This window comes from Streptococcus oralis, assembly GCF_024399415.1.
Lineage (GTDB): Bacteria > Bacillota > Bacilli > Lactobacillales > Streptococcaceae > Streptococcus > Streptococcus oralis_CS.
This window is the reverse complement of the sequence record NZ_CP029257.1, coordinates 1,351,120-1,377,166: the sequence shown is the minus strand read 5'-3', so window position 1 is coordinate 1,377,166 and position 26,047 is coordinate 1,351,120. Positions and strand designations below refer to the sequence as shown.

Genomic DNA, 26,047 nt, shown 5'->3' with positions numbered 1-26,047 from the left:
AGGAGGTTGAGTTTTTGTTTCTGTTTAGAGAATAGAGCAAAAATTTGACCTTTTTTGACCAAAAAGATATAATAATTCTGTATTGAGTCGTAAGACTAAGAAAATTCAACATAAAACATAAAAGGAGAAATGAATGATTCCTGTAGTTATTGAACAAACAAGCCGTGGAGAACGTTCCTATGATATTTACTCTCGTCTTCTGAAAGACCGCATCATCATGCTAACAGGTCCAGTTGAAGACAACATGGCCAACTCCGTTATCGCCCAATTACTTTTCTTGGATGCCCAAGACAGCACAAAAGATATTTACCTTTATGTCAATACACCTGGGGGCTCTGTTTCAGCTGGTTTGGCAATCGTTGATACCATGAACTTTATCAAGGCAGATGTCCAAACTATCGTTATGGGGATGGCTGCATCTATGGGTACTGTCATCGCATCAAGTGGTGCAAAAGGCAAACGTTTCATGCTTCCAAATGCAGAGTACATGATTCACCAACCAATGGGTGGAACAGGTGGTGGTACCCAACAAACCGATATGGCAATCGCTGCAGAGCACTTGCTCAAAACTCGTAAGACTTTGGAGCAAATCCTTGCAGATAACTCTGGTAAATCAGTCGAGCAAATTCATGCAGATGCGGAACGTGATTACTGGATGAGTGCCCAAGAAACACTTGAATATGGCTTTATTGATGAAATCATGGCCAATAATTCGTTAAGCTAAGCAACCTAGAAAGCAAACTCGACGGAGTTTGCTTTTTTTGATATAATAGGAGAAGATTTCTTAGAAAGAGGATTCCTCATGTTTGAAAAAACAAATCGATCAGGATTAATCATCTATCTCTACTATAATCGAGATGCAAAAAAACTTCAGGAATACGGTGATATCTGTTACCATTCCAAAAAACATCGTTACTTGCAGCTCTATGTTCCAACTGAGGAGTTAGATGACTTAGTTGAGAGATTAGGTAAGGAAAGATATATCAAGAAAATTAGACGTTGCCATATTCAAGAGCTAGAAACTCCCTTCGTTGGGAATCTCTATCGAACCGAAGAAAACGTTATCATTTAAAAAAGTTAAACAAATACATTGACAATTTTCTGATAATTCGGTATATTCTTAACATACAATTTTTGAAACAACTATAAGGAGATTAAAAATGAAGAAAAAATTTGCCCTATCTTTTGTGGCTCTTGCTAGTGTGGCTCTTCTTGCTGCATGTGGAGAGGTCAAGTCAGGAGCGTCAAACACAACTGGAAATCCAGTAGACGAAAAAACAATTAAAATCGGTTTTAACTTTGAAGAGACAGGTGCTGTGGCAGCTTACGGTACAGCTGAACAAAAAGGTGCCCAACTTGCTGTAGACGAAATCAACGCTGCAGGTGGAATTGATGGAAAACAAATCGAAGTTGTAGACAAAGACAACAAGTCTGAAACTGCTGAATCAGCTTCTGTTACAACAAACCTTGTTACCCAATCAAAAGTAGCAGCTATTGTAGGACCTGCGACATCTGGTGCAACTGCTGCAGCTGTAGCTAACGCTACTAAAGCTGGAGTGCCATTGATTTCACCAAGTGCTACTCAAGACGGTTTGACTAAAGGTCAAGATTACCTATTTATCGGAACATTTCAAGATAGCTTCCAAGGGAAGATTATTTCTAACTATGTAACAAACAAATTGAATGCTAAGAAGGTTGTTCTTTATACTGACAACGCTAGTGACTATGCAAAAGGTATTGCTAAATCATTCCGCGAAGCCTACAAGGGTGAGATTGTAGCAGATGAAACGTTTGTAGCAGGTGATACTGACTTCCAAGCAGCCCTTACTAAAATGAAAGGGAAAGAGTTTGACGCTATCGTAGTTCCAGGTTACTACACAGAAGCTGGTAAAATTGTAAACCAAGCTCGTGGTATGGGAATTGATAAACCAATCATTGGTGGTGATGGATTTAACGGTGAAGAATTTGTTCAACAAGCAACTGCTGAAAGAGCATCAAACATTTACTTCATCTCTGGATTCTCAACTACTGTTGATGTTTCTGCAAAAGCTAAAGCTTTCCTTGAAGCATACCGTGCTAAATACAACGAAGAGCCTTCAACATTCTCAGCTTTGGCCTATGACTCAGTTTACTTAGTAGCAAATGCTGCAAAAGGTGCTAAAAACTCAGGTGAGATCAAGGACAACCTTGCTAAAACCAAAGATTTTGATGGTGTCACTGGTCAAACAAGCTTTGATGCTGACCACAATACAGTGAAAACTGCTTACATGATGACCATGAACAATGGTAAAGTTGAAGAAGCAGAAGTTGTAAAACCATAACATTAGAATAGTAATTGAAATGGGGAATGAGCCTTTGACTCACTCCCTGTTTCGGTGTTTATGAACTTGTGAAAATAATGAAATTTTCTAAAAAATAACGATAGAAAAGAGTGAATGCTATGCTCCAACAACTTGTGAATGGTCTAATTCTGGGTAGTGTTTATGCACTTTTGGCTCTGGGTTATACCATGGTTTATGGAATTATCAAACTCATCAACTTCGCCCATGGCGATATATACATGATGGGTGCCTTTATTGGTTACTTTTTGATTAATTCTTTCCAAATGGATTTCTTTTTAGCTTTAATTATTTCAATGGCAGGGACCGCACTACTTGGTGTTGTGATTGAGTTTCTTGCCTACCGTCCTTTACGACACTCTACACGTATTGCTGTATTGATTACTGCCATCGGAGTGTCTTTCCTACTGGAATACGGAATGGTTTATCTAGTAGGCGCCAATACTCGTGCCTTCCCTCAAGCAATTGAAACAGTTCGCTTTGACTTGGGACCAATTAGCTTGACAAATGTTCAATTGATGATTTTAGCAGTTTCTGTACTCTTGATGGTTTTATTGCAATTGATCGTCCAAAAAACAAAAATGGGGAAAGCCATGCGTGCGGTATCAGTTGATAGTGACGCAGCTCAATTGATGGGAATTAATGTAAATCGTACAATCAGCTTTACCTTTGCTTTGGGTTCAGCCCTTGCTGGTGCAGCAGGAGTCCTCATTGCCCTTTACTACAACTCTCTTGAACCTTTGATGGGTGTGACTCCAGGTCTAAAATCATTCGTTGCGGCCGTACTCGGTGGTATCGGGATTATTCCTGGTGCAGCTCTAGGAGGATTTGTGATTGGCTTGTTGGAAACATTTGCTACTGCCTTTGGTATGTCTGATTTCCGTGATGCTATCGTGTATGGAATCTTGCTTTTGATTCTGATTGTTCGACCTGCAGGTATCCTTGGTAAGAATGTGAAAGAGAAGGTGTAAACAATGAAGACAAATCTTAAAGTAAATACTCTCTGGTTATTCCTTCTGTTAGCGGGTTATGGATTGATTACTGTACTGGTTTCTGCTGGTGTTCTCAATCTATTCCATGTCCAAATTTTAGAACAAATTGGGATTAATATCATCCTTGCAGTAGGTTTGAACTTAATCGTTGGTTTTTCAGGACAATTCTCACTTGGTCATGCAGGTTTTATGGCGATTGGGGCTTATGCAGCAGCGATTATTGGTTCAAAATCACCAACCTATGGTGCCTTCTTTGGAGCAATGGTCTTGGGTGCCTTGATTTCTGGTGCAGTCGCTTTGCTCGTTGGGATTCCAACGCTTCGTTTAAAGGGTGACTACCTGGCTGTTGCGACACTAGGTGTTTCAGAAATCATTCGTATCTTTATCATTAATGGTGGCAGTTTGACCAACGGTGCTGCTGGTATCTTGGGTATTCCAAACTTTACCAACTGGCAAATGGTTTATCTTTTTGTAGTGATTACAACTATTGCAACTCTCAATTTCTTACGTAGTCCAATTGGACGCTCTACTCTATCTGTTCGTGAGGATGAGATTGCTGCAGAGTCTGTTGGGGTAAACACCACAAAGATCAAGATTATCGCTTTTGTCTTTGGAGCCATTACAGCAAGTATTGCTGGTTCACTTCAGGCTGGTTTTATCGGATCTGTTGTCCCAAAAGATTACACCTTTATTAATTCCATCAACGTGTTGATTATCGTTGTATTTGGTGGACTTGGATCCATTACTGGTACCATCGTTTCAGCGATTGTTTTAGGAATTTTAAATATGCTCCTTCAGGATGTAGCAAGCGTACGTATGATTATCTACGCTTTGGCTCTTGTATTGGTCATGATTTTCAGACCAGGTGGACTTCTTGGGACATGGGAATTAAGTCTATCACGTTTCTTTAAAAAATCGAAGAAGGAGGGACAAAACTAATGGCACTACTTGAAGTTAAACAGTTAACCAAACATTTTGGCGGTCTAACAGCTGTTGGAGATGTCACTCTTGAATTGAATGAGGGAGAATTGGTTGGTCTGATTGGACCAAACGGGGCTGGTAAAACGACCCTTTTCAATCTCTTGACCGGTGTTTATGAACCGAGCGAAGGTACTGTGACACTAGATGGTCACCTCCTAAATGGGAAAACTCCCTATAAGATTGCCTCACTTGGTCTCAGTCGTACTTTCCAAAATATTCGTTTGTTCAAGGACTTGACAGTTTTGGAAAATGTTTTGATTGCATTTAGCAATCATCATAAACAACATGTCCTTGCGAGCTTCCTACGCCTACCAGCTTTTTATAAGAATGAGGAAGAATTAAAAAGCAAAGCTTTGGACTTGCTGAAGATTTTTGATTTGGATGGTGACGCAAATACTCTTGCCAAGAATCTGGCCTATGGTCAACAACGTCGATTAGAAATCGTTCGTGCTCTGGCAACTGAACCCAAAATTCTCTTTTTGGATGAACCTGCAGCTGGTATGAATCCACAAGAAACAGCTGAATTGACAGAATTGATCCGTCGTATCAAAGATGAATTTAAAATTACCATCATGCTTATCGAACATGATATGAATTTGGTTATGGAAGTCACTGAGCGTATCTATGTTCTTGAATATGGTCGGTTGATTGCTCATGGGACTCCGGATGAGATCAAGAACAACAAACGCGTTATTGAAGCTTATCTAGGAGGTGAAGCCTAATGTCTATGTTAAAAGTTGAAAACCTCTCTGTGCATTACGGTATGATCCAAGCAGTTCGTGATGTAAGTTTCGAGGTTAATGAAGGTGAAGTTGTTTCTCTTATCGGTGCCAATGGTGCTGGTAAAACAACCATTCTTCGTACCCTTTCAGGTTTGGTTCGTCCAAGTGCTGGTAAAATTCAGTTTTTAGGAAAAGAAATTCAAAAGTTGCCAGCTCAAAAAATCGTGGCAGGTGGCCTTTCACAAGTTCCTGAGGGACGCCATGTTTTCCCAGGCTTGACTGTTATGGAAAACTTGGAAATGGGAGCCTTTTTAAAGAAAAATCGTGAAGAAAATCAAGCCAACTTGAAAAAAGTCTTTTCACGTTTCCCTCGTCTGGAAGAACGCAAAAACCAAGATGCGGCAACTCTTTCAGGTGGTGAACAGCAGATGCTGGCTATGGGACGCGCTCTCATGTCTACACCTAAGCTCCTTCTCTTGGATGAGCCGTCAATGGGACTTGCCCCAATCTTTATCCAAGAAATTTTTGATATCATTCAAGATATTCAGAAGCAAGGAACAACGGTTCTCCTAATTGAACAGAACGCTAACAAGGCCCTTGCTATTTCTGACCGTGGTTATGTACTTGAAACAGGAAAGATTGTCCTATCAGGAACAGGAAAAGAACTCGCAGCATCAGATGAAGTCAGAAAAGCATATCTAGGTGGCTAAAAAGGTCTGGGAGACCTTTTTAGTCGGCGGATAAGGATTGCAGCCAAGCGACACCTAATACGACTACTTATCAAAAATATAAAATATTTCAGGGCTCCAGAATAAGGAGCTCTTTTATTTATATGTTTTTGAGGAAAGGGAAGAAGGCCTTAATTTTTACTCATTGTTTCCCTATTTGAATTGACAGTCCTTTTTGTTCATATTATAATATGAGTAAGAAAAAATTGAACAGGAGGACTAAGAATGCTAACAGAAAAACAATTTAAACTTTTGCGTTTTATGTTGATACATAAAGAAAAGACCTTTACTCAGAGACAGTTAGCTGAAGAGTTAGACCTATCTTTAGGGACAGTTAACACATTATTGAAAAAACTGAAAGAAGAGAAGTGGGTTGATGAGGAACTTCACTTAACTGAACTAGGCCAGAAAGTTTTAGAACCCTATCGAGTAAAAAATGCCATTATAATGGCTGCTGGCATGAGTAGTCGTTTTGCTCCTTTGTCTTATGAGATTCCCAAAGGATTACTTCAAGTCAAGGGGGAACGCTTGATAGAGAGGGAAATCAGACAGCTGCAAGAAGCAGGAATAGAAGATATAACCGTTATTGTAGGCTATCTTCAAGAAAAAATGTTCTATCTTGCAGAGAAGTTTGGTGTAAAAATTGTAGTGAATAATGATTACTACAAATACAATAACTGTTCGTCTCTTATGTTGGTTAAAGATCAACTTTCCAACACGTATATTTGTTCATCAGATAATTATTTTGTGGAAAATCCTTTTGAGCAATATATTTATAGAGGTTACTACTCGACGATATTTGCAGAAGGTCAAACGGACGAATATTGTGCTATAGAGGATTCGAATCACACCATCATTGATATCCAAATTGGTGGAGAAAATACTTGGGCCATGGTGGGGCACGTTTATTTTGACCGTGCATTTAGCGAGAAATTCAAGGAAATTTTAGAAACCGAGTTTAAGCACGAACCTTATCGGGAACAGCTTTGGGAGGATTATTATAGTCGGCATGTCAAGGAACTCCTTTTAGAAGCTCGTCACTATTCAGCGGATATTGTTAAAGAATTTGATTCACTAGATGAACTCCGTCAATTTGATGAACGTTATTTGGTAAATGCAGACTCAGCTATTATCGATAATATCTGTAAGACATTAAAGTGTGTGGCTTCAGATATTGTCAATATCAAACCTCTAAAAGATGGGTTAACCAACACATCATTTTCATTTGACTGTCTAGGAAAAAGATATGTTTACCGTCATCCGGGCAGGGGAACGGAAAATTATATCGACCGAGCTAGTGAAGCAGCTTCTATGGAAATTGCTGCAAAATTAAAGATTGACCGTACCTTCGTAGCCATGAACAAGGATGAGGGCTGGAAAATTTCAGAATTTATTCCCAATGCTAAGCAACTGGATTATGATAATTGGGATGATGTGGCACAAGCAATGGACCTCTTGAGACGGTTACACCAATCTGGAGAAAAAACGGAACATTCCTTTGACCAATTTGAAGGAATCGATGATTTTAGAGAAAAATTGAAGGCTAGAAATCGATTTGAATTTGATGGCCTCGAGGAATTGGATGAAACTGTTTCACTTCTCAAAAGTTATTTACAGAATGATCTCAAACAGGTTGTCCTTTGTCATGGAGATTCCTATAGTCCTAATTTCTTGTTGAATGAAGCAGGCGAAATGAGCTTGATTGATTGGGAATATTCTGGAATGGGAGAGCCAGCAGGAGATTTGGGCACCTTTATCGCGTGTTCCAATTATACCGTAGAGGATGCTGAAAAAGTACTGGAATTGTATTTGCAAGAAGTACCAGATAAGAAAACCAAACGTCACTATTTGGCTTATGTAGCAGTAACCTCATATTATTGGTTCTTATGGGCTTTGTTCCAGGAGAGTGTCGGAAAACCAGTTGGTGAATTTCTCTACATCTGGTATCGCTATACCAAACAATATGGACAACTAGCTCTTGATTTGTATTTGGAGGAAAACTAAGATGAAAACGACATCTGAAATTGAAGAATTAGTAGCAACTGAAACAAAGAGAAGATTGGAAGAAATGGAGTCGCCAAACTACGAGTTTGTTCAACCCTTCCTAAAAAGTGATTTCATTTTAATCATCTCCATAGTCCTAATCAACCTTATTTTGATTATCTTAGCAATGACGGGAGGAATTCAATAACATGTCTAAAATGAATGACTATATCCAACAAGAAACCATAACCGGAATTGTTCCCATGACCAATAAGGATCGTCAGTATTCTTTCTGGGATCTCTTTCTATCGACAAGTGGTTTTGCCATTGCTACTTGGTGTTATACCCAAGGGGCTTATGTAGCTCAATATTTGACCTTTAATCAAATGTTGATAAATATTTTTAGCTTTAACATTATCTGGGTTTTTATTGAATGTCTCCCTATTTTGTTTGCGGTTAAGTATGGAATTGATTTGTGGATTTGGTTGAGAGCTGTTCTAGGAAAAAGAGGTGTAGCCCTGTTATCAACCATTATTAGCTTGGCTAACTTTGGATGGTATGCTGTTGCGGCCAATCTTTTTGCCAGTTCCATGATCCATTTGGCAAATAATTTTGGTCTTGGTTTGGACAAGGGAATATGGGCGCCTATTCTTGGTACCCTCTGTGTTCTTCTTGGGACTCTCATTGCTCTTGGAGGCCCGGAAGTGATTAAATGGACCAATCGCTTTTTGGTTATCGCCTTATTGATTGTCGGTCTGATTATCGTTGGAATCTGCTTTGTCGCCGTTCCTATAACGGATATTATGAATATCCAACCAGCCACTCAAGGAGATTTGACGCCATTAGAACGCTTCATGCTCTCTGGAGAAGGAAATGTTGCCTTTGCCTTTTCTTGGTCTACACAGGCATTGGTGTTACCGCGTTTAGCAAAATCAGAACGCAGTGGTTATTGGGCTACAGCCTTATCATACGGAGTTGTGGCTCCATTCTTCGTTGCGACAGGTGGAGTCATGGCTCTAGCCATGTTTGTCAAAACAGGTGTTTATGAAAGTGATCCAACAACCATGCTATCAACTCTAAGCACCCCGGCCTTTGCCCTCTTAAGTCTACTACTAGTAGCCTTTGCCAATATTGGAACCCAGGGGACAGGATCATACGTGAACTGTATGATTGTCAAAAGTGGGATGCCCAAAGTAAGCTATAAACTAATGGTTTGGATTGCCATGGTTTACGTGAGTCTACTCACTATCTGGGGAGGAGTAGAAGAGTATTTCGGATCCTTCATCTCCCTAGCCGCCTATATTCAGGGGCCAATTATTGGTATGATTGTTGTCGATTATTTTATCTTAAGAAAACGAAAACTCGACTTGCGTTCAGCCTATTTCCTTGAAGGGCATGACGCCTACGAATTTACTAAAGGATTTAACTTAGTTGGCTTGTCTTGCGTATTTATCTCCTTATTGGTAGCGGTACTATTTGTTTACAACCCTGTAACTGCACAAATTCAAAGTCCAATCTTTTTAATCACAACGGGTAGTGGTTTTACTGCGCTATTCGGTGGTCTACTATACTGGCTAGCTAGTCTTAGCCCATTGAAACGTTATATGATAAAAGATCGAGACACTATTACGATTTAAGAAGAGAGGGGACTTCGGTTCCCTTTTAATTTATACTGGCATTTTATGCAAACTTCTCAGATTATTCAAAATCTTGAAAAAGAGATGAAAGCGTTTGATAGATTTTCTAAGAAAGTGTATAATAAAAGTAGCAATATTGAAGGAGAAGTCTCATGGTAGTTAAAGATTTCATGACCCGTAAGGTAGTTTATATCAGTCCAGATACGACTGTAGCACACGCAGCAGATTTGATGCGCGAGCAAGGTTTGCACCGTTTACCTGTTATCGAAAACGATCAATTAGTCGGATTGGTAACAGAAGGAACCATTGCGGAAGCCAGCCCATCTAAAGCGACCAGTCTCTCTATCTATGAGATGAATTATCTTCTGAATAAAACCAAAGTAAAAGATGTAATGATTCGAGATGTCGTGACGGTTTCTGGCTATGCTAGTTTAGAAGATGCGACCTACCTGATGCTGAAAAATAAAATTGGGATATTACCAGTCGTAGACAATCATCAGGTCTACGGCGTCATTACAGACCGCGATGTTTTTCAGGCTTTCTTGGAAATCGCTGGGTACGGAGAAGAGGGGATTCGTGTTCGTTTCATTACAGAAAATGAAGTCGGAGTACTGGGAAAAATTGTAGCTTTAATTGTAGAAGAGGATTTAAATATTTCCCATACTGTTAACATTCCACGTAAGGATGGCAAGGTCGTCATCGAAGTTCAAATTGATGGAAAAATCGATTTGATTTCGTTAAAGGATAAGTTTGAAAAAGAAGGAATTCAAGTGGAGGAGATTACTCATACCTCTGCCAAAGTCCTTTAAACAAGAGGCTTTAGAGCCTCTTTTCTTCTGCTATCAAAAGCGGTGAAAAGCAAAATATGGAAAGAAATAAGAGATTATGGTATAATAAAACGATATGAAAAGGAGTATCTATGGACATTTCAGAAATTCGTCAAAAAATTGACGCAAATCGTGAAAAATTAGCTTCTTTTAGGGGGTCTCTTTGACCTCGAAGGCTTAGAGGAAGAGATTGCCATTTTGGAAAACAAGATGACAGAACCTGATTTTTGGAACGATAATATCGCGGCCCAAAAAACGTCGCAAGAATTAAATGAATTAAAAAACACCTACAACACCTTCCGTAAAATGGAAGAGTTGCAGGATGAAGTTGAGATTTTATTGGACTTTTTAGCAGAAGACGAGTCAGTCCATGATGAACTTGTTGAACAGTTGACAGAACTGGATAAGATGATGACCAGCTACGAGATGACCCTTCTCTTGTCAGAACCTTATGACCATAATAATGCAATCTTGGAAATCCATCCAGGATCTGGTGGTACTGAGGCTCAGGACTGGGGGGATATGTTGCTTCGTATGTATACTCGTTATGGAAATGCCAAAGGCTTTAAAGTAGAAGTCTTGGACTACCAGGCTGGGGATGAAGCAGGTATCAAGTCTGTGACCTTGTCTTTTGAAGGACCCAATGCTTATGGTCTCCTCAAGTCGGAAATGGGTGTTCACCGTTTGGTCCGTATTTCGCCATTTGATTCTGCCAAACGTCGCCATACATCATTTACATCCGTAGAGGTTATGCCTGAGTTGGATGATACCATCGAAGTGGAGATTCGTGAAGATGATATCAAAATGGATACCTTCCGTTCAGGTGGTGCTGGAGGACAAAACGTCAATAAGGTGTCAACAGGTGTGCGTTTGACACACATTCCTACGGGAACTGTCGTCCAATCAACGGTCGATCGTACCCAGTATGGAAATAGAGATCGTGCCATGAAGATGTTGCAGGCTAAGCTCTATCAAATGGAGCAAGAAAAGAAAGCTGCGGAAGTCGATTCCCTTAAAGGTGAGAAAAAAGAAATCACATGGGGAAGTCAAATCCGTTCATATGTTTTCACGCCTTATACTATGGTAAAAGATCACCGTACAAGCTTTGAAGTTGCTCAGGTAGATAAGGTGATGGATGGAGACCTTGATGGTTTTATCGATGCCTACCTCAAGTGGCGAATCAGCTAAGATAGAAAGGAACTCATATGTCAATCATTGAAATGAGAGATGTTGTCAAAAAGTATGACAATGGAACGACTGCCCTGCGTGGAGTATCTGTTACCATTGAACCAGGAGAGTTTGCCTATATCGTAGGACCTTCTGGGGCAGGTAAGTCAACCTTTATTCGAGCTTTATACCGAGAAGTAAAGATCGAAAAAGGAAGCCTAACAGTTGCAGGCTTTAATTTAGTTAAAATTAAGAAGAAAGATGTCCCACTGCTACGTCGTAGTGTTGGGGTAGTCTTTCAGGATTACAAACTCTTGCCTAAGAAGACTGTTTATGAGAATATTGCCTATGCAATGGAAGTAATCGGTGAGAGCCGTCGCAACATCAAAAAACGTGTTATGGAAGTATTGGACCTGGTTGGTTTGAAACATAAGGTTCGCTCTTTCCCTAATGAACTCTCAGGTGGAGAGCAGCAACGGATTGCGATTGCGCGTGCGATTGTCAACAATCCTAAAGTATTGATTGCCGATGAACCAACGGGAAACTTGGACCCAGATAATTCATGGGAAATTATGAATCTGTTGGAACGCATCAATCTCCAAGGTACTACTGTCTTGATGGCAACTCACAATAGCCAGATTGTAAATACCTTGCGCCACCGTGTCATTGCCATTGAAAATGGCCGTGTCGTTCGTGACGAAGCTAAAGGAGAATATGGATACGATGATTAGTAGATTTTTTCGCCATTTATTTGAATCATTAAAAAGTTTAAAACGAAATGGCTGGATGACAGTAGCAGCAGTGAGTTCGGTTATGATTACCTTAACACTCGTTGCCCTGTTTGCATCTGTAATTTTTAATACAGCAAAACTGGCTACCGACATTGAAAACAACGTTCGGGTCATGGTTTACATTCGTAAGGATGTAGCTGATAACAGTGAAACGATTGAAAAAGAAGGTCAGACAGTTACCAATAATGACTACCACAAGGTCTATGATGCTTTGAAAGCTATGCCTGCTGTTAAAAGTGTTACCTTCTCAAGTAAAGAAGAACAGTACGAAAAACTAACGGAAACAATGGGTGACGATTGGAAGGTCTTTGAAGGGGATGCAAACCCTCTCTATGATGCTTATGTCGTTGATACAAATTCTCCGAGTGATGTTAAAACGGTAGCTGAAGAAGCTAAAAAAATTGAGGGAGTATCAGAGGTTCAAGATGGTGGAGCCAACACTCAAAGACTTTTTGAACTAGCTTCCTTTATCCGTGTTTGGGGATTGGTTATTGCAGGGCTCTTGATTTTTATCGCAGTCTTCCTCATTTCCAATACCATTCGTATCACTATTATTTCACGTAGTCGTGAGATTCAGATCATGCGTCTTGTAGGAGCGAAAAATGGCTATATCCGTGGTCCATTCTTGCTAGAAGGTGCTTTTATTGGCTTGCTTGGTGCAGCGATTCCTTCAGTCCTTGTATTCTTTGTTTACAATATGGTTTATCAATCTGTCAATAAATCCTTGGTAGGTCAAAACTTGTCAATGATTACACCAGATGTGTTTATTCCTCTGATGACAGTCCTATTATTTATAATTGGAATTTTCATTGGTTCAATTGGTTCAGGGATTTCGATGCGTCGATTCTTGAAGATCTAGTTGGATTTAAATGCAAATTGCAGAACAAATCAGAAAAATAATACATTTTTAAAAGAGAAGTTTTCGTAAACTTCTCTTTTTCCTTTTTAAAAATTAAAAAAAATAGACAATTTTTTTATAAAAGCCTTTACAAAAAAAATAAAAGTGGTATAATTAATACATAACCAAATGCAAACGTTTTCGTAAAACGTTTGCCTAAATAAAATAAAGGAGATTTGAATGATGAAAGCTACATTCAAAAATGTCTTGTCTTTCGAATTTTGGCAAAAATTCGGTAAGGCTTTAATGGTGGTTATCGCCGTTATGCCAGCGGCGGGATTGATGATCTCAATCGGTAAATCAATCGTGATGATCGACCCAAACCTTGCTCCTCTAGTGATTACAGGTGGAATCCTTGAGCAAATTGGTTGGGGGGTTATCGGTAACCTTCATATCTTGTTCGCCCTTGCTATTGGGGGAAGCTGGGCAAAAGAACGTGCAGGTGGTGCATTTGCAGCCGGACTTGCCTTTATCTTGATTAACCGTATTACAGGTACTATCTTCGGTGTTACAGGTGATATGTTGAAAAACCCTGAAGCAATGGTTACTACCTTCTTTGGTGGTTCAATCAAGGTTGCTGACTACTTTATCAGCGTTCTTGAGGCACCAGCGCTTAACATGGGGGTTTTCGTAGGGATTATCTCTGGTTTTGTTGGGGCAACAGCTTATAACAAATACTACAACTTCCGTAAACTTCCTGATGCCCTTTCATTCTTCAATGGTAAACGTTTCGTACCATTCGTCGTTATTCTTCGTTCAACTATTGCTGCAATTCTACTTGCTGCCTTTTGGCCAGTAGTTCAAACAGGTATCAACAACTTTGGTATTTGGATTGCCAACTCACAAGAAACTGCTCCAGTCCTTGCACCATTCTTGTATGGTACTTTGGAACGTTTGCTCTTGCCATTCGGTCTTCACCACATGTTGACAATCCCAATGAACTACACAGCTCTTGGTGGAACATACGAAGTGTTAACTGGTGCAGCAAAAGGAACACAAGTATTTGGTCAAGATCCACTTTGGCTTGCATGGGTAACTGACCTTGTTAACCTTAAAGGTTCAAATGCTGACCAATACCAACACCTTCTTACAACAGTCACTCCAGCTCGTTTCAAAGTTGGACAAATGATCGGTTCATTTGGTATCTTGATGGGTGTCATCGTTGCTATCTACCGCAATGTTGATGCTGACAAGAAACACCAATACAAGGGTATGATGATTGCGACAGCTCTTGCAACATTCTTGACAGGGGTTACTGAACCAATCGAGTACATGTTCATGTTCATCGCAACACCTCTTTACCTTGTATACTCACTAGTTCAAGGTGCTGCCTTTGCTATGGCAGATATTGTTCACCTTCGTGTCCACTCATTCGGTTCAATTGAATTCTTGACTCGTACACCATTGGCAATTAATGCTGGTATTGGTATGGATATCGTTAACTTTATCTGGGTAACTGTTCTCTTTGCGGTTATCATGTACTTCATTGCCAACTTCATGATTAAGAAATTCAACTACGCAACTCCAGGACGTAACGGAAACTACGAAACATCTGAAGGAGCATCAGAAGAAGCAACTCCTGGAACTCCAAAAGTTGCAGCAGCTTCTCAAGCCGTAAATATCATTAACCTTCTTGGTGGTCGTGCAAATATCGTAGATGTGGATGCATGTATGACTCGTCTTCGTGTAACTGTTAAAGATGCAGATCGCGTTGGTACTGAGGAACAATGGAAAGCAGAAGGAGCTATGGGTCTTGTCATGAAAGGACAAGGTGTCCAAGCTATCTACGGACCAAAAGCTGACGTATTGAAATCTGATATCCAAGATATTCTTGACTCAGGTGAAATTATTCCTGAAACTCTTCCAAGCCAAATGACAGAAAACCAACAAAATACTGTACACTACAAAGGTGTAACTGAAGAAGTTTACTCAGTAGCTGACGGTCAAGTTGTTGCTTTGGAACAAGTGGAAGATCCAGTTTTTGCTCAAAAAATGATGGGTGATGGATTTGCAGTAGAACCAGCAAATGGTAACATTGTATCTCCAGTTACTGGTACTGTATCAAGTATCTTCCCAACAAAACACGCTCTTGGTCTTGTCACTGACTCAGGTCTTGAAGTGCTTGTTCATATTGGTTTGGATACAGTAAGTCTTGAAGGAAAACCATTTACTGTTCATGTCTCTGAAGGACAAAAAGTAGCTGCTGGTGATCTTCTTGTCACAGCTGACTTGGATGCTATTCGAGAAGCAGGACGCAAAACATCAACAGTGGTTGTCTTCACAAATGGTGATGTCCTCAAATCAGTTAAATTAGAACAAACAGGTTCTCTTGCAGCCAAAACAGCAGTTGCTAAAGTAGAATTGTAATATACTTGGGGTTGGAAGCTGTTTTCCAACCTCTTGTTTTAGGAGAAATGCATGAAATTTCTAACACTCAATACCCACAGTTGGATGGAGAAGGAAGCAGAGGAAAAATTCCAAATCTTGCTCCAAGATATTCTTGACAAAGATTATGATTTGATTTGTTTTCAAGAAATTAATCAAGAAATGACTTCGCCGGAGGTAGAGGTTAACAATCACTATCAAGCTTTACCATCAGCAGAACCCATTCATCAGGATCACTATGTTAGACTTTTGGTTGAAAAATTGTCTGAGAAAGGGAAAAACTACTACTGGACTTGGGCTTACAATCATATTGGCTATGACCGCTACCATGAAGGAGTAGCTATCTTATCTAAGACACCGATTAAAGCCAGAGAAATTTTAGTTTCGGATGTAGATGATCCAACAGACTATCATACTCGCCGTGTTGCCTTGGCTGAGACAGAGGTTGAAGGCAAGGAACTTGCTCTTGCAAGTGTTCATCTCTCTTGGTGGGATAAAGGTTTCCAAGAAGAATGGGCACGATTTGAGGCTGTACTAAAAGAGTTGAAGAAACCTCTAATTTTAGCGGGTGATTTTAATAATCCAGCTGGTCAGGAAGGCTATCAAGCGATTTTAGCTAGCCCATTAGGATTACAAGACGCGTTTGAAGTTGCAAAAGAAAGAAGTGGTAGCTATACAGTACCACCAGAAATTGATGGTTGGAAAGGCAATACTGAACCACTACGAATCGACTACGTCTTTACGACCAAAGAGTTAGAAGTAGAGAGTTTACAAGTAGTTTTTGATGGGCAGAATAGTCCACAAGTCAGTGATCATTATGGTTTGAATGCTGTATTGACCTGGAAATAATGAAAGAGGTTGGAATCAGAGGTTCCAACCTTTTAAGTTACTTGGATCTTTACTACAGGACTGAGACTCAAATGGGACTACTGCAATAGGACAAAATGTGGTATAATTGAAAGGATAGAATCGAGGATAGTATGTCATTTAAGAAATTTCAATTTAAAAATTATATAGTAGAAGCCTTGGAGGAGTTGAAATTTGCAACTCCTACAGAGGTGCAAGAAAAATTAATCCCTATTGTACTGGCAGGTCGTGACTTGGTGGGCGAGTCGAAAACAGGTTCAGGAAAGACTCATACTTTCTTATTACCAATTTTCCAACAATTAGATGAAACTAGCGATAGTGTGCAAGCGGTCATTACTGCACCAAGTCGTGAGTTGGCCACTCAAATCTACCAAGCAGCTCGTCAGATTGCAGCTCACTCAGATGTCGAAGTTCGTGTGGTGAATTATGTGGGTGGTACGGATAAGGCGCGTCAGATTGAAAAACTTGCCAGCAACCAGCCTCATATCGTTATCGGAACGCCAGGTCGTATCTATGACTTGGTCAAATCTGGTGATTTGGCTATTCACAAGGCCAAGACCTTTGTAATTGATGAAGCCGATATGACCTTGGATATGGGATTCTTGGAAACCGTTGATAAGATTGCAGGAAGCCTTCCAAAAGACTTGCAATTCATGGTCTTTTCAGCAACTATTCCACAAAAATTGCAACCGTTCTTGAAGAAATACTTGTCAAATCCTGTCATGGAAAAAATTAAGACTAAGACAGTCATCTCAGATACCATTGATAACTGGTTGATTTCGACCAAGGGCCGTGATAAGAATGCTCAGATTTACCAACTGACTCAGTTGATGCAGCCTTATTTAGCTATGATTTTTGTTAACACAAAAACGCGTGCTGATGAATTGCATTCTTACTTGACTGCTCAAGGCTTGAAGGTGGCAAAGATTCATGGAGATATTGCTCCTCGTGAACGCAAACGGATCATGAATCAGGTGAAAAATCTGGATTTTGAGTACATTGTTGCAACAGACTTGGCAGCGCGTGGAATTGACATTGAAGGGGTCAGCCATGTTATCAATGATGCCATTCCGCAAGACTTGTCTTTCTTTGTTCACCGTGTTGGACGTACTGGACGCAACGGACTGCCTGGTACAGCGATTACCCTTTACCAGCCTAGTGATGACTCGGATATCCGTGAGTTGGAGAAATTAGGAATCAAGTTTACTCCTAAGATGGTCAAAGACGGAGAGTTTCAAGATACCTATGACCGTGATCGTCGTGCCAATCGTGAAAAGAAGCAGGATAAGCTTGATATCGAAATGATTGGCTTGGTCAAAAAGAAAAAGAAAAAAGTCAAACCAGGCTATAAGAAGAAGATTCAATGGGCGGTGGATGAAAAACGTCGCAAAACCAAGCGTGCTGAAAATCGTGCACGTGGCCGTGCAGAGCGAAAAGCCAAACGCCAAACATTTTAAGAACTCAGTAGAATCACCTGATTCTACTGAGTTTTTATTTCCGGAAATATTCAAAGGAGATAATAATTATATATTTTAAATAATTTGATTTATAAAACAGTAATTGCTTTAAAACATTCTTTAGAGCAATATTTTATTGAAATCGTAAGGAAAAAAATTGAAAACTATACAAAATTGTGTTATCATACTATAAAACAATCGGATTATATCATTTGATCCGTGAAAAGAAAAGGGGACTTCTATGGATAAATCATTTATGAAACAACAACGTTTTTCATTCCGTAAAATGAAAGTTGGGTTGGCTTCTGTAGCAATTTTGTTTGCTTTTGCTCAGGTCGGACAAGTGTCTGCAGATGAAACAACACAACCGGCATCTACTTCAGCTGAAACAGTAAAGAAAACCGAAGCAAATAAATCGGCAGTCGAAGCTGCTGTAGCAGAAATTAAAGCTGATGAGGCGAAACCAGTCGTTAACCAATCAGATGCAAAACCTGGAGAACTTGTTGATGTTTCTAAGAAGGTTTCACCTATTGACGTGAAAGAACGCCAAGAAGGTGATCAAAAGATTCATGAAGAAACTGCAACAGTCGAAGTCACAAAGACAGAAGTGGCACCTGTAAAAAGTGAAGAACTTCCTGCTCCAAAGACTGAAACAACTGAGAGTACAGTGAGTGGGAAAGATGAAGATGGAAATTCTTATACCCAATATGAACGTGTTGATAAAACAACTACAGTCGAAATCAAGAAAGCGACAAGAACGATTTCAAAATCTAACTCTGCCGATATCGTTTTTGTTGTTGACCGTTCAGCATCTATGTCTCGAACTATTGACACTGTCCGTAACAATATCAATGAGTTTGCAAGAAATCTTGCTAAAGATGGAGTAGCAGCACGTTTTGGATTAGCTACCTTTAGTGATGAAGTATATGGACGTATAGGTGGATTAGCAGATGAGGGTACAATTTTAACAAAATTTAATGAATCTTATTTTACCTCTGACCCAGCTGAGCTTGAAAAAGCCTTAGCAGGCATTAAGCTTGCACATGGTGGAGACTTCCCTGAAACATCTACACCTACTCTTACACAAATTGTTTCAACCTACGACTGGTCTAAGTCACCTAAAAATAAAAAGTTTGTCGTATTGTTGACAGATGCTCCAATGAAGGAGGATCCTTCAATTCCAACGATGGCGAATACTCTTGCGTCTTTGAAAGCCGCAAAAATCGAAAGAATTGTTGCAACTTCGACAGGGACCGATATTAGCTATAAAGATTTTGTATCTGAAGGTCGATTAATGAATATTAATCGTAACTTGGCTGATTCTTTAACTAAGGATGCAACTACATGGATTGTTGAAACTGTGACTGAAGGACACAATTACAAGGTAACGAAAGATAATTACCAATTTTACCTAGAACGTCGTACAACACTACCTGTTGCTCAGACAGGAAGTGCGACTCCAACTACCACAGTTCCAGTAGCTACAGCTTATAAAAAAGAAGTGGCGAAACTCCCTGATACAGGAAGTAATGATACAGCGAACTATGGTATTGTAGGACTTGGCCTCCTAATGGCTGGACTTGGCTTAACTGTAAGCAATAGAAAGTCTAAGGAACAGTAAGCCTAACTGGAAGATTGTTTGTAAGAACATTGTGATAAAAAAATAGGTAGTTTGTAAACAAAGTATGCAGATTAGCATAGGTATAATCTTCTGTATTATGGAGTACAAGCCGAATTTTTATGATGAGAAAAGAGCCGTAAGGTTCTTTTTTCGATTTCGAGAAAATACTGCAAAAAAAAGTAAAAAGTGGTATAATGATAAGGTTATATAGTCCCGATAAGATGGTAGAATTTTCTATCAGTACTTTGTAACTCTATAACAATATTTTTTAAGGGGGGACATTTTTATGTCAGAACGTAAATTATTCACGTCTGAATCTGTATCTGAGGGGCATCCGGATAAGATTGCAGACCAAATTTCAGATGCGATTTTGGATGCTATTTTAGCAAAGGATCCAGATGCGCACGTTGCTGCCGAGACAGCTGTATACACAGGTTCGGTCCATGTTTTTGGTGAAATTTCTACACATGCTTATGTAGATATTAACCGAGTGGTTCGTGATACCATTGCAGAGATTGGTTATACCAATACAGAGTATGGTTTTTCTGCGGAGACGGTGGGAGTTCATCCGTCACTTGTTGAGCAGTCACCAGATATCGCCCAAGGAGTTAACGAAGCCTTGGAAGTTCGTGGAAATGCAGATCAAGATCCACTGGACTTGATTGGTGCTGGAGACCAAGGTCTCATGTTTGGGTTTGCAGTGGATGAGACAGAAGAACTCATGCCATTGCCAATCTCACTCAGTCATAAGTTGGTTCGTCGTTTGGCAGAACTTCGTAAGTCTGGTGAAATCAGCTATCTTCGTCCAGATGCTAAATCACAAGTTACGGTTGAGTATGATGAAAATGATCGTCCAGTACGTGTGGATACAGTCGTTATTTCAACTCAGCACGACCCAGAAGTTAGCAATGAACAAATTCACAATGATGTGATTAGCAAAGTTATCAAGGAAGTTATTCCAGCTTCTTACTTGGATGAGCAAACCAAATTCTTCATCAATCCAACTGGTCGCTTTGTAATCGGTGGACCTCAAGGGGACTCAGGTTTGACTGGTCGTAAGATTATCGTAGATACCTATGGTGGCTACTCTCGCCATGGTGGTGGTGCCTTCTCTGGTAAGGATGCGACGAAAGTGGACCGTTCAGCCTCTTATGCAGCTCGCTACATTGCCAAGAATATCGTTGCAGCAGGTTTGGCTAAGAAGGCAGAAGTGCAATTGGCCTATGCTATCGGGGTGGCGCAGCCTGTTTCTGTTCGTATCGATACTTTTGGTACAGGAACAGTAGCTGAAAGCAAACTTGAGAAAGCGGCTCGTCAAATCTTTGACCTTCGCCCAGCAGGAATTATCCAAATGTTGGACCTCAAACGTCCAATTTACCGTCAAACAGCGGCATATGGACACATGGGACGTACAGATATTGACCTTCCATGGGAACGTTTGGATAAGGTAGATGCATTAAAAGAAGCTGTGAAATAAAACTAAAAGATTGGTAGCTGTGCACTACCAATCTTTTTTGCAAAAGAAAACCAGCTTTTGGCTGGTTTTCTTATTTTACAGGGATTGAAATCTCAATCAATTTATCTGAATAAAGCGTCTTGATATTGGCTTCATCAATGCTTCCTTTATCGATTTTACGTTTCAAGAAGAAGTCTTGGATGGTTTCGATTTCAGGTTCACGAATAGCACGGTGTTTGTTGGAAATGAGGATTTCATAGTGAAGCGGGGCTTGTGTGAAAACTACATCTGTGTTTCCAGCAGAATAGACCTCGACAAGAGTTGCGTCTGTGCTTTCTAATTGGCTTTTTACAAGTTGCGAGTGTGAGTTTGTCGTATTGATAAGCTTCATAACAGTTCCTCCGATTTTCTAACTCTATTATAGCACTTTTTGGATAAAATCGTGTATTTTAGCCAATTCCATGCTGGATTTTCCAAGCTTCTATTCCCCATTTATGGCTACCACGTTTGAGTTTTTCAATTGCTTCATCAATAGGGAACCAAGCAATATGATTAAAATCTTCCAATGGTTTTTGTACTTTTTGGAAAGAAGTAGCTTCATAGAGATAAGCTGGATTGTAGTAGTAGGTATCACGGTGGCGAGAGTAGAAATACTCATCAGCTTGCCCATAATAGGTTCCAATCTCAGCTGTAAAGCCAAGTTCTTCGATTAGTTCTCTCTTCAGTGCTTCTTGATGATCTTCGTCTGCTTCAATCTCTCCACCTGGCAAGAACCAAGCCCCATTGGGAGCTTGGACTAGGACAATTTGTTTTTTCTCCGCATCAGGAATAACTGCGTACACACCATAGCGGGGCTGGTAGGCCACATTCTCTCTTTTTTCACCAAAAGTTGGGTTTGCCATTGCATTTTCCTCATTATCTAGTATCTTTATTATTATCATAATGGACGAGGGGCAAGCTGTCAAGGTTTTACATTTATTTTAGTAAAAAAAGGTGCAGAAAAAGCTACTTTGTCTTGGTCAATCCTTGTCTCGTTAAACTTTCCAGACCTAGCACTATAACTGGTATAATAAAAGAGAGGTGATTTTATGGCAGAATCAAGACTATTTCGTATCCTATATCTACTTTTAGAAAAAGGCAGTACAACGGCTCCTGAATTAGCCCGATTATTTGAAGTATCTGTACGAACGATTTATCGTGATATTGAGCGGTTGAGTATGGCAGGGATTCCCCTTTATTCAGTTCCTGGGAAGGCGGGCGGAATCTTTTTAATGAAGGACTTTGTTCTGGATCGTACTCTCGTATCGGAGGATGAAAAATTAGAACTTCTGTCAGCTTTGCAAGGGATTCAAGCCCTGACCGATGAAAGGCAAGACCTGTTACTTGAAAAGTTGGAATCTATTTTTCAAGTTTCTACTAGCCCTTGGATAGAAGTAGACTTAACTGACTGGAGGAAGCGAGAAGGTCAAAAAGAATTATTTGATAACATCAAACATGCTATTCTAGAGAAAAGGCAACTGGTGATTACTTATCTAGGTGGGGGTGGTCAGAAAACGATTCGTACAGTCGAACCCTTTAAACTCGTATTTAAAAAGAGAGATTGGTACCTTCATGCCTACTGTTGTTTGAAGGAAGAGTGGCGTTTTTTCAAATTGTCTAGAATTAGGAATTATCACCTAACAACTGAAACTGTGAAGCAGAAAAATGTGGAGGATTGGGTTGATGGTTCAGATCAAGTGGCACATCAAATCGAAGTTTCCTTGAAGTTTAGTCCCAAGCTTGCTTTCCGGGTTTATGAAGATTTTTCAGAAGATGAGATTAGCTTGGGGAAAGATGGGTGTTATTATGTCAAGACAGTCCTACCAGAGCATGAAAGTCTGTATACTTACCTCCTGTCTTATCTAGATGGGGTGGAAATACTCGCCCCCAATCATCTGAAGAAGGAATTGCTTTCTAGAGTAGAAAAAATCCAAAAACTTTACAAACCTTGACAAAAGATGTCAGGGTTTTGGTGCTATACTAGAGATAGAAAGGAGAGGAACCAAATGAAATACGAATGGAGAAAGGAAGCAAAAGATCTTTATCAAGTGAAAGCTAGTCCCAGCATCCTGCAGGTACTAGGTCAATCCTATATCGTGATTGATGGTAAAGGTGATCCAAATCAAGAAGATTTTTCAGAACGCGTAGGGGCCTTATATGCCTTAGCCTATGCGATAAAGATGAAGTATAAAAAAGCTCCTCTGGATGAGGTTTACACTGATTTTACTGTCTTTCCTTTAGAAGGTGTATGGAAAAAGGAGAAGGAGGGAGAACTGGTAAAAAGTGAGCTTTCTTATAGCATTATGATTGGGCAACCCGATTTTATTACGAGAGAACTATTTGAAAAAGCTTTGGAAGAGGTCAAAATCAAGAAGCCAAATATTCTCTATGAGGCTATTCGTTTTGAAATGATAGAAGAAGGCCAAAGCCTTGCTATGCTTCATGTAGGACCTTTTGATACTGAAAATGAGACTTTTGCAGAGATGGAGCATTTTTGTCAACTTCATAAACTCAAAAGAACTTCGGAAGTACACCGAGAAATTTATCTCACTAATCTTCATCGAACGGAGCCAAGCAAATTGAAAACAATTCTTCGCTATCAAGTTCAAGAAGAGAATTAAAAAAAGAACAGGAAATCTTGTTTCCTGTTCTTTTTATGAGATTTATTCTTCTATTTCAGAAGTAATCTCTTCTGTTTTTTCAGTTTTTTTAGCAGATTTGATTTGAATTTTGCCATTGTTTGTCATAACTGCCTTGAGGTCTTTTTCACTTGGATTTTCAAGGTAGTAGTCAGTGATGGCATCCTCGATATGGTCTTGAATAGTACGGCGGAGTGGACGCGCCCCCATTTTTGGATCATATCCCAAGTCAACCAACTTTTCTTTGACCTTGTCTGTCACATAGAGGTGGATATTGTTGCTAGAGAGGCGTTTGTTGACATCTGCAAGCATGAGTTCGACGATTTGGAGAAGGTTGTCCTTGCTGAGAGGTTTAAATTCGATGATGCCGTCAAAACGGTTCATAAACTCCGGACTAAAGAAGTTGCCGAGTTCGCCGAGAACAGAGTTGGTACGTCCTTCGCGAGCCGCCCCAAAACCAACGCTGGCTTCGGCCTTACCAGTACCCGCATTTGAGGTCATGATAATGATAGCATCCTTAAAGCTAACTGTACGTCCTTGCCCATCTGTCAAACGACCATCGTCCAAGACTTGAAGGAACATGTGCATGACATCTGGGTGTGCTTTTTCAACTTCATCGAGAAGGATGAGTGAGTAAGGATTGCGACGAACTTTTTCAGTCAGTTGCCCAGCTTCATCATAGCCTACATAGCCTGGAGGGGCTCCGACCAATTTAGCTACACTGTGTTTTTCCATGTATTCACTCATATCAAAGCGAATCATGCTGTCAGCAGAACCAAAGAGCTCAATGGCTAGTTGTTTGGAAAGTTCTGTTTTACCGACACCAGTTGGTCCGACAAAGAGGAAGCTTCCGATTGGCCGGTTAGGAGTTCCAAGTCCAACACGATTACGACGGATGGCTTTGGCAATCTTATCGACAGCTTCATCTTGACCAATGACATGAGCTTTGAGGTCGTCTGCTAGATGGATGAGTTGAGACTGTTCTTTTTCTTTGAGTTCTCCAACAGGGATATTGGTTTTTTGCTCAATGATATGTTCGATTGTTTTTTCGCTGATGATTGGAGTATCCTGATCGGTCACCTTGTTCTTTTGCATTTCTTTGTACTTGGCAATCTGATCGCGGAAATAAGCAGCCTTTTCAAAGTCTTCCTCTCGTGTAGCTTGCGCCTTGAGATTTTCAGCTTCAATTAAACGCTGATCAATCACTTTAGGATCAACAAAGTTCAGTGTCAGATTCATCTTTGAACCGGCTTCGTCCAAAAGGTCAATAGCCTTGTCAGGTAAGAAGCGGTCTTGGATATAGCGGTTGGAAAGATTTGCAGCAGCTTCGATAGCAGCATCAGTATACTTGACGTGATGGTAGTCTTCGTATTTCTTTTGAACCCCTTTGAGGATGATAATGGTTTCTTCGACAGTTGGTTCATCTACCTTGACAGGCTGCATACGGCGCTCTAGAGCAGCATCTTTTTCAATGATGCGGTATTCATTGAGAGTAGTGGCACCAACCATTTGCAATTCACCACGGGCAAGAGCAGGTTTGAGGATATTTCCTGCATCCATATTGCCATCGCCAGCAGATCCTGCACCAACAATTTCATGGATTTCATCGATAAAGAGAATGATATCCTCGCGTTCGCGGATTTCTTCCATGAGTTTTTGCATACGTTCTTCAAATTGGCCTCGAATCCCTGTTCCTTGGACTAGACTGACCACATCCAGACGGATGACCTGCTTGCCTTGGAGTTTATGAGGAACATCGCCATCGACAATCTTCTGAGCTAAACCTTCGACAACGGCTGTTTTACCAACACCTGGTTCTCCGATAAGGACAGGATTGTTCTTGGTTCGACGGTTGAGGATTTCGATAACGCGGATAATCTCCTCATCTCGACCAATAACAGGGTCAATATCTCCTCGACGAGCTATTTCAGTCACGTTGATACCATATTCCTCTAGGAGTCCTCTTTCTTGGCTAGGAGGTGTTTGAAGCGGGCCTCGGTTTTGAGGTCCATAACCACCGTTTCCTCCATATCCCCCACCAGATTGAGTTGGAGGGACGTTATTTGAAGAAGGTTTGAAATTGTTCAAATCATTGAAAAAGTCGCCGAAAGGATCAAAGTCACGATTGTTTAGGTCAGTCATTCCTTTAAAGAGGGTATTGTTTGGGTCTGTTTTGATAATTTTATAGCAATTTTGACAGAGATCAATTTGCTTTTGCTGTCCATTGATATTGGTATACAGATGAATTGTTGAGTCGTTAATTTTACAGTTTTGACAGAGCATACATCTACCTCATTTCATTCTTATTCTTGGCCTAAGAAAAAAGGTCAAAAATAGTCAAAGTTTTATACTCTCATTATAGCATGATTAAGGTGTAAAGCAAGTAAAAAGATTGGGAAGTGGTCGTTTTTAAAAGAGGGATTTATGGAGAATCCAGCGACATTGGAGGTAAGAAAAAATCCCATTTGTGGTGACAAAAAGGATTCTCATTCATCGGGACTTACTGCCCGCTGTTTTT

24 protein-coding genes are annotated in these 26,047 nt (G+C 40.1%); 21 read left to right on the top strand and 3 right to left on the bottom strand.

The window, feature by feature from the left end; all coding sequences use genetic code 11:
• Positions 1-133: 133 nt before the first annotated feature.
• The 19 genes from clpP (at position 134) to metK (ending at position 20,872) form a co-directional block, all read left to right on the top strand.
• Positions 134-724 carry an ATP-dependent Clp protease proteolytic subunit ClpP gene (clpP, locus tag DG474_RS06730; RefSeq protein ID WP_000613467.1) on the top strand — a complete coding sequence of 197 codons (591 nt, stop codon included), beginning with the start codon at positions 134-136 and terminating at the stop codon, positions 722-724.
• A gap of 78 nt (positions 725-802) precedes the next feature.
• The gene (locus DG474_RS06725) at positions 803-1,072 is read left to right on the top strand and encodes a YlbG family protein (RefSeq protein ID WP_042902526.1); all 270 of its coding nucleotides are present in this window, start codon (positions 803-805) and stop codon (positions 1,070-1,072) included.
• Between the two features lie 88 nt (positions 1,073-1,160).
• A complete protein-coding gene (locus DG474_RS06720) occupies positions 1,161-2,321 on the top strand; it encodes an ABC transporter substrate-binding protein (RefSeq protein WP_255777747.1) in 1,161 nt (386 codons plus the stop codon).
• A 119-nt stretch (positions 2,322-2,440) separates the two neighbouring features.
• Positions 2,441-3,310, top strand: a complete 870-nt coding sequence (locus DG474_RS06715) for a branched-chain amino acid ABC transporter permease (protein ID WP_000941413.1) — start codon at positions 2,441-2,443, stop codon at positions 3,308-3,310.
• A gap of 3 nt (positions 3,311-3,313) precedes the next feature.
• On the top strand, positions 3,314-4,270 hold the full coding sequence (locus DG474_RS06710) for a branched-chain amino acid ABC transporter permease (RefSeq protein WP_125398113.1): 957 nt from the start codon (positions 3,314-3,316) through the stop codon (positions 4,268-4,270).
• Positions 4,270-5,034, top strand: a complete 765-nt coding sequence (locus DG474_RS06705) for an ABC transporter ATP-binding protein (protein WP_042902524.1) — start codon at positions 4,270-4,272, stop codon at positions 5,032-5,034. Before DG474_RS06710 ends, DG474_RS06705 begins: the two co-directional genes overlap by 1 nt.
• On the top strand, positions 5,034-5,744 hold the full coding sequence (locus tag DG474_RS06700) for an ABC transporter ATP-binding protein (protein ID WP_000062207.1): 711 nt from the start codon (positions 5,034-5,036) through the stop codon (positions 5,742-5,744). Before DG474_RS06705 ends, DG474_RS06700 begins: the two co-directional genes overlap by 1 nt.
• A gap of 243 nt (positions 5,745-5,987) precedes the next feature.
• A complete protein-coding gene (locus DG474_RS06695; RefSeq protein WP_255777743.1) occupies positions 5,988-7,766 on the top strand; it encodes a phosphotransferase in 1,779 nt (592 codons plus the stop codon).
• Between the two features lies 1 nt (position 7,767).
• Positions 7,768-7,953, top strand: a complete 186-nt coding sequence (locus DG474_RS06690; protein ID WP_000859102.1) for a hypothetical protein — start codon at positions 7,768-7,770, stop codon at positions 7,951-7,953.
• Between the two features lies 1 nt (position 7,954).
• Complete coding sequence (locus tag DG474_RS06685) at positions 7,955-9,382, top strand: cytosine permease (RefSeq protein WP_084943775.1); 1,428 nt, start codon at positions 7,955-7,957, stop codon at positions 9,380-9,382.
• A gap of 152 nt (positions 9,383-9,534) precedes the next feature.
• The gene (locus DG474_RS06680; protein WP_255777739.1) at positions 9,535-10,191 is read left to right on the top strand and encodes a CBS domain-containing protein; all 657 of its coding nucleotides are present in this window, start codon (positions 9,535-9,537) and stop codon (positions 10,189-10,191) included.
• Positions 10,192-10,301: 110 nt separating this feature from the next.
• A protein-coding gene (gene prfB / locus DG474_RS06675) for a peptide chain release factor 2 (protein ID WP_096753628.1) occupies positions 10,302-11,397 on the top strand; the annotation gives its coding sequence in 2 pieces (ribosomal slippage) (positions 10,302-10,373 and positions 10,375-11,397; 1,095 coding nt in all).
• A gap of 17 nt (positions 11,398-11,414) precedes the next feature.
• The gene (gene ftsE / locus DG474_RS06670) at positions 11,415-12,107 is read left to right on the top strand and encodes a cell division ATP-binding protein FtsE (protein ID WP_000022275.1); all 693 of its coding nucleotides are present in this window, start codon (positions 11,415-11,417) and stop codon (positions 12,105-12,107) included.
• Positions 12,100-13,026, top strand: a complete 927-nt coding sequence (gene ftsX, locus DG474_RS06665; protein ID WP_000625558.1) for a permease-like cell division protein FtsX — start codon at positions 12,100-12,102, stop codon at positions 13,024-13,026. Before ftsE ends, ftsX begins: the two co-directional genes overlap by 8 nt.
• A gap of 219 nt (positions 13,027-13,245) precedes the next feature.
• Entirely contained in the window at positions 13,246-15,432 is a 2,187-nt protein-coding gene (locus DG474_RS06660) for a PTS transporter subunit IIBC (RefSeq protein ID WP_255777738.1), read from the top strand.
• A 51-nt stretch (positions 15,433-15,483) separates the two neighbouring features.
• Positions 15,484-16,299, top strand: coding sequence for an endonuclease/exonuclease/phosphatase family protein (locus DG474_RS06655; RefSeq protein ID WP_247942725.1), 816 nt, complete (start codon positions 15,484-15,486; stop codon positions 16,297-16,299).
• Between the two features lie 131 nt (positions 16,300-16,430).
• A complete protein-coding gene (locus tag DG474_RS06650) occupies positions 16,431-17,774 on the top strand; it encodes a DEAD/DEAH box helicase (protein ID WP_070569022.1) in 1,344 nt (447 codons plus the stop codon).
• A gap of 241 nt (positions 17,775-18,015) precedes the next feature.
• The gene (locus DG474_RS06645) at positions 18,016-19,395 is read left to right on the top strand and encodes a VWA domain-containing protein (RefSeq protein ID WP_000361432.1); all 1,380 of its coding nucleotides are present in this window, start codon (positions 18,016-18,018) and stop codon (positions 19,393-19,395) included.
• Between the two features lie 286 nt (positions 19,396-19,681).
• Complete coding sequence (metK, locus tag DG474_RS06640) at positions 19,682-20,872, top strand: methionine adenosyltransferase (RefSeq protein WP_044021077.1); 1,191 nt, start codon at positions 19,682-19,684, stop codon at positions 20,870-20,872.
• Between the two features lie 70 nt (positions 20,873-20,942).
• Here metK and DG474_RS06635 read toward each other — a convergent pair whose 3' ends face one another.
• Both DG474_RS06635 and DG474_RS06630 read right to left on the bottom strand, forming a co-directional pair.
• The gene (locus tag DG474_RS06635) at positions 20,943-21,242 is read right to left on the bottom strand and encodes a DUF1827 family protein (RefSeq protein ID WP_000767208.1); all 300 of its coding nucleotides are present in this window, start codon (positions 21,240-21,242) and stop codon (positions 20,943-20,945) included.
• A 58-nt stretch (positions 21,243-21,300) separates the two neighbouring features.
• Positions 21,301-21,753 carry an NUDIX hydrolase gene (locus tag DG474_RS06630; RefSeq protein WP_255777736.1) on the bottom strand — a complete coding sequence of 151 codons (453 nt, stop codon included), beginning with the start codon at positions 21,751-21,753 and terminating at the stop codon, positions 21,301-21,303.
• Between the two features lie 186 nt (positions 21,754-21,939).
• Here DG474_RS06630 and DG474_RS06625 point away from each other — a divergent pair, with 186 nt between their 5' ends.
• Positions 21,940-22,842, top strand: a complete 903-nt coding sequence (locus DG474_RS06625) for a helix-turn-helix transcriptional regulator (protein ID WP_255777735.1) — start codon at positions 21,940-21,942, stop codon at positions 22,840-22,842.
• Between the two features lie 54 nt (positions 22,843-22,896).
• Positions 22,897-23,511: a GyrI-like domain-containing protein gene (locus DG474_RS06620; RefSeq protein WP_000873101.1), complete on the top strand. Its 615-nt coding sequence runs from the start codon at positions 22,897-22,899 to the stop codon at positions 23,509-23,511.
• Positions 23,512-23,553: 42 nt separating this feature from the next.
• On the opposite strand, the gene DG474_RS06615 is transcribed toward DG474_RS06620, so the two are convergent.
• Entirely contained in the window at positions 23,554-25,812 is a 2,259-nt protein-coding gene (locus tag DG474_RS06615) for an ATP-dependent Clp protease ATP-binding subunit (protein ID WP_255777734.1), read from the bottom strand.
• Positions 25,813-26,047 lie beyond the last annotated feature (235 nt).

Bases quoted from the DNA above. Each gene is read 5' to 3' on its own strand.
- clpP (WP_000613467.1), top strand. From the start codon at position 134: ATGATTCCTGTAGTTATTGAACAAACAAGCCGTGGAGAACGTTCCTAT.
- DG474_RS06725 (WP_042902526.1), top strand. From the start codon at position 803: ATGTTTGAAAAAACAAATCGATCAGGATTAATCATCTATCTCTACTAT.
- DG474_RS06690 (WP_000859102.1), top strand. From the start codon at position 7,768: ATGAAAACGACATCTGAAATTGAAGAATTAGTAGCAACTGAAACAAAG.
- DG474_RS06710 (WP_125398113.1), top strand. From the start codon at position 3,314: ATGAAGACAAATCTTAAAGTAAATACTCTCTGGTTATTCCTTCTGTTA.
- DG474_RS06705 (WP_042902524.1), top strand. From the start codon at position 4,270: ATGGCACTACTTGAAGTTAAACAGTTAACCAAACATTTTGGCGGTCTA.
- metK (WP_044021077.1), top strand. From the start codon at position 19,682: ATGTCAGAACGTAAATTATTCACGTCTGAATCTGTATCTGAGGGGCAT.
- DG474_RS06635 (WP_000767208.1), bottom strand. From the start codon at position 21,242: ATGAAGCTTATCAATACGACAAACTCACACTCGCAACTTGTAAAAAGC.
- DG474_RS06645 (WP_000361432.1), top strand. From the start codon at position 18,016: ATGGATAAATCATTTATGAAACAACAACGTTTTTCATTCCGTAAAATG.
- DG474_RS06620 (WP_000873101.1), top strand. From the start codon at position 22,897: ATGAAATACGAATGGAGAAAGGAAGCAAAAGATCTTTATCAAGTGAAA.
- DG474_RS06715 (WP_000941413.1), top strand. From the start codon at position 2,441: ATGCTCCAACAACTTGTGAATGGTCTAATTCTGGGTAGTGTTTATGCA.
- DG474_RS06720 (WP_255777747.1), top strand. From the start codon at position 1,161: ATGAAGAAAAAATTTGCCCTATCTTTTGTGGCTCTTGCTAGTGTGGCT.
- DG474_RS06695 (WP_255777743.1), top strand. From the start codon at position 5,988: ATGCTAACAGAAAAACAATTTAAACTTTTGCGTTTTATGTTGATACAT.
- DG474_RS06660 (WP_255777738.1), top strand. From the start codon at position 13,246: ATGATGAAAGCTACATTCAAAAATGTCTTGTCTTTCGAATTTTGGCAA.
- DG474_RS06680 (WP_255777739.1), top strand. From the start codon at position 9,535: ATGGTAGTTAAAGATTTCATGACCCGTAAGGTAGTTTATATCAGTCCA.
- ftsX (WP_000625558.1), top strand. From the start codon at position 12,100: ATGATTAGTAGATTTTTTCGCCATTTATTTGAATCATTAAAAAGTTTA.
- DG474_RS06625 (WP_255777735.1), top strand. From the start codon at position 21,940: ATGGCAGAATCAAGACTATTTCGTATCCTATATCTACTTTTAGAAAAA.
- DG474_RS06700 (WP_000062207.1), top strand. From the start codon at position 5,034: ATGTCTATGTTAAAAGTTGAAAACCTCTCTGTGCATTACGGTATGATC.
- DG474_RS06630 (WP_255777736.1), bottom strand. From the start codon at position 21,753: ATGGCAAACCCAACTTTTGGTGAAAAAAGAGAGAATGTGGCCTACCAG.
- DG474_RS06650 (WP_070569022.1), top strand. From the start codon at position 16,431: ATGTCATTTAAGAAATTTCAATTTAAAAATTATATAGTAGAAGCCTTG.
- DG474_RS06685 (WP_084943775.1), top strand. From the start codon at position 7,955: ATGTCTAAAATGAATGACTATATCCAACAAGAAACCATAACCGGAATT.
- DG474_RS06615 (WP_255777734.1), bottom strand. From the start codon at position 25,812: ATGCTCTGTCAAAACTGTAAAATTAACGACTCAACAATTCATCTGTAT.
- DG474_RS06655 (WP_247942725.1), top strand. From the start codon at position 15,484: ATGAAATTTCTAACACTCAATACCCACAGTTGGATGGAGAAGGAAGCA.
- ftsE (WP_000022275.1), top strand. From the start codon at position 11,415: ATGTCAATCATTGAAATGAGAGATGTTGTCAAAAAGTATGACAATGGA.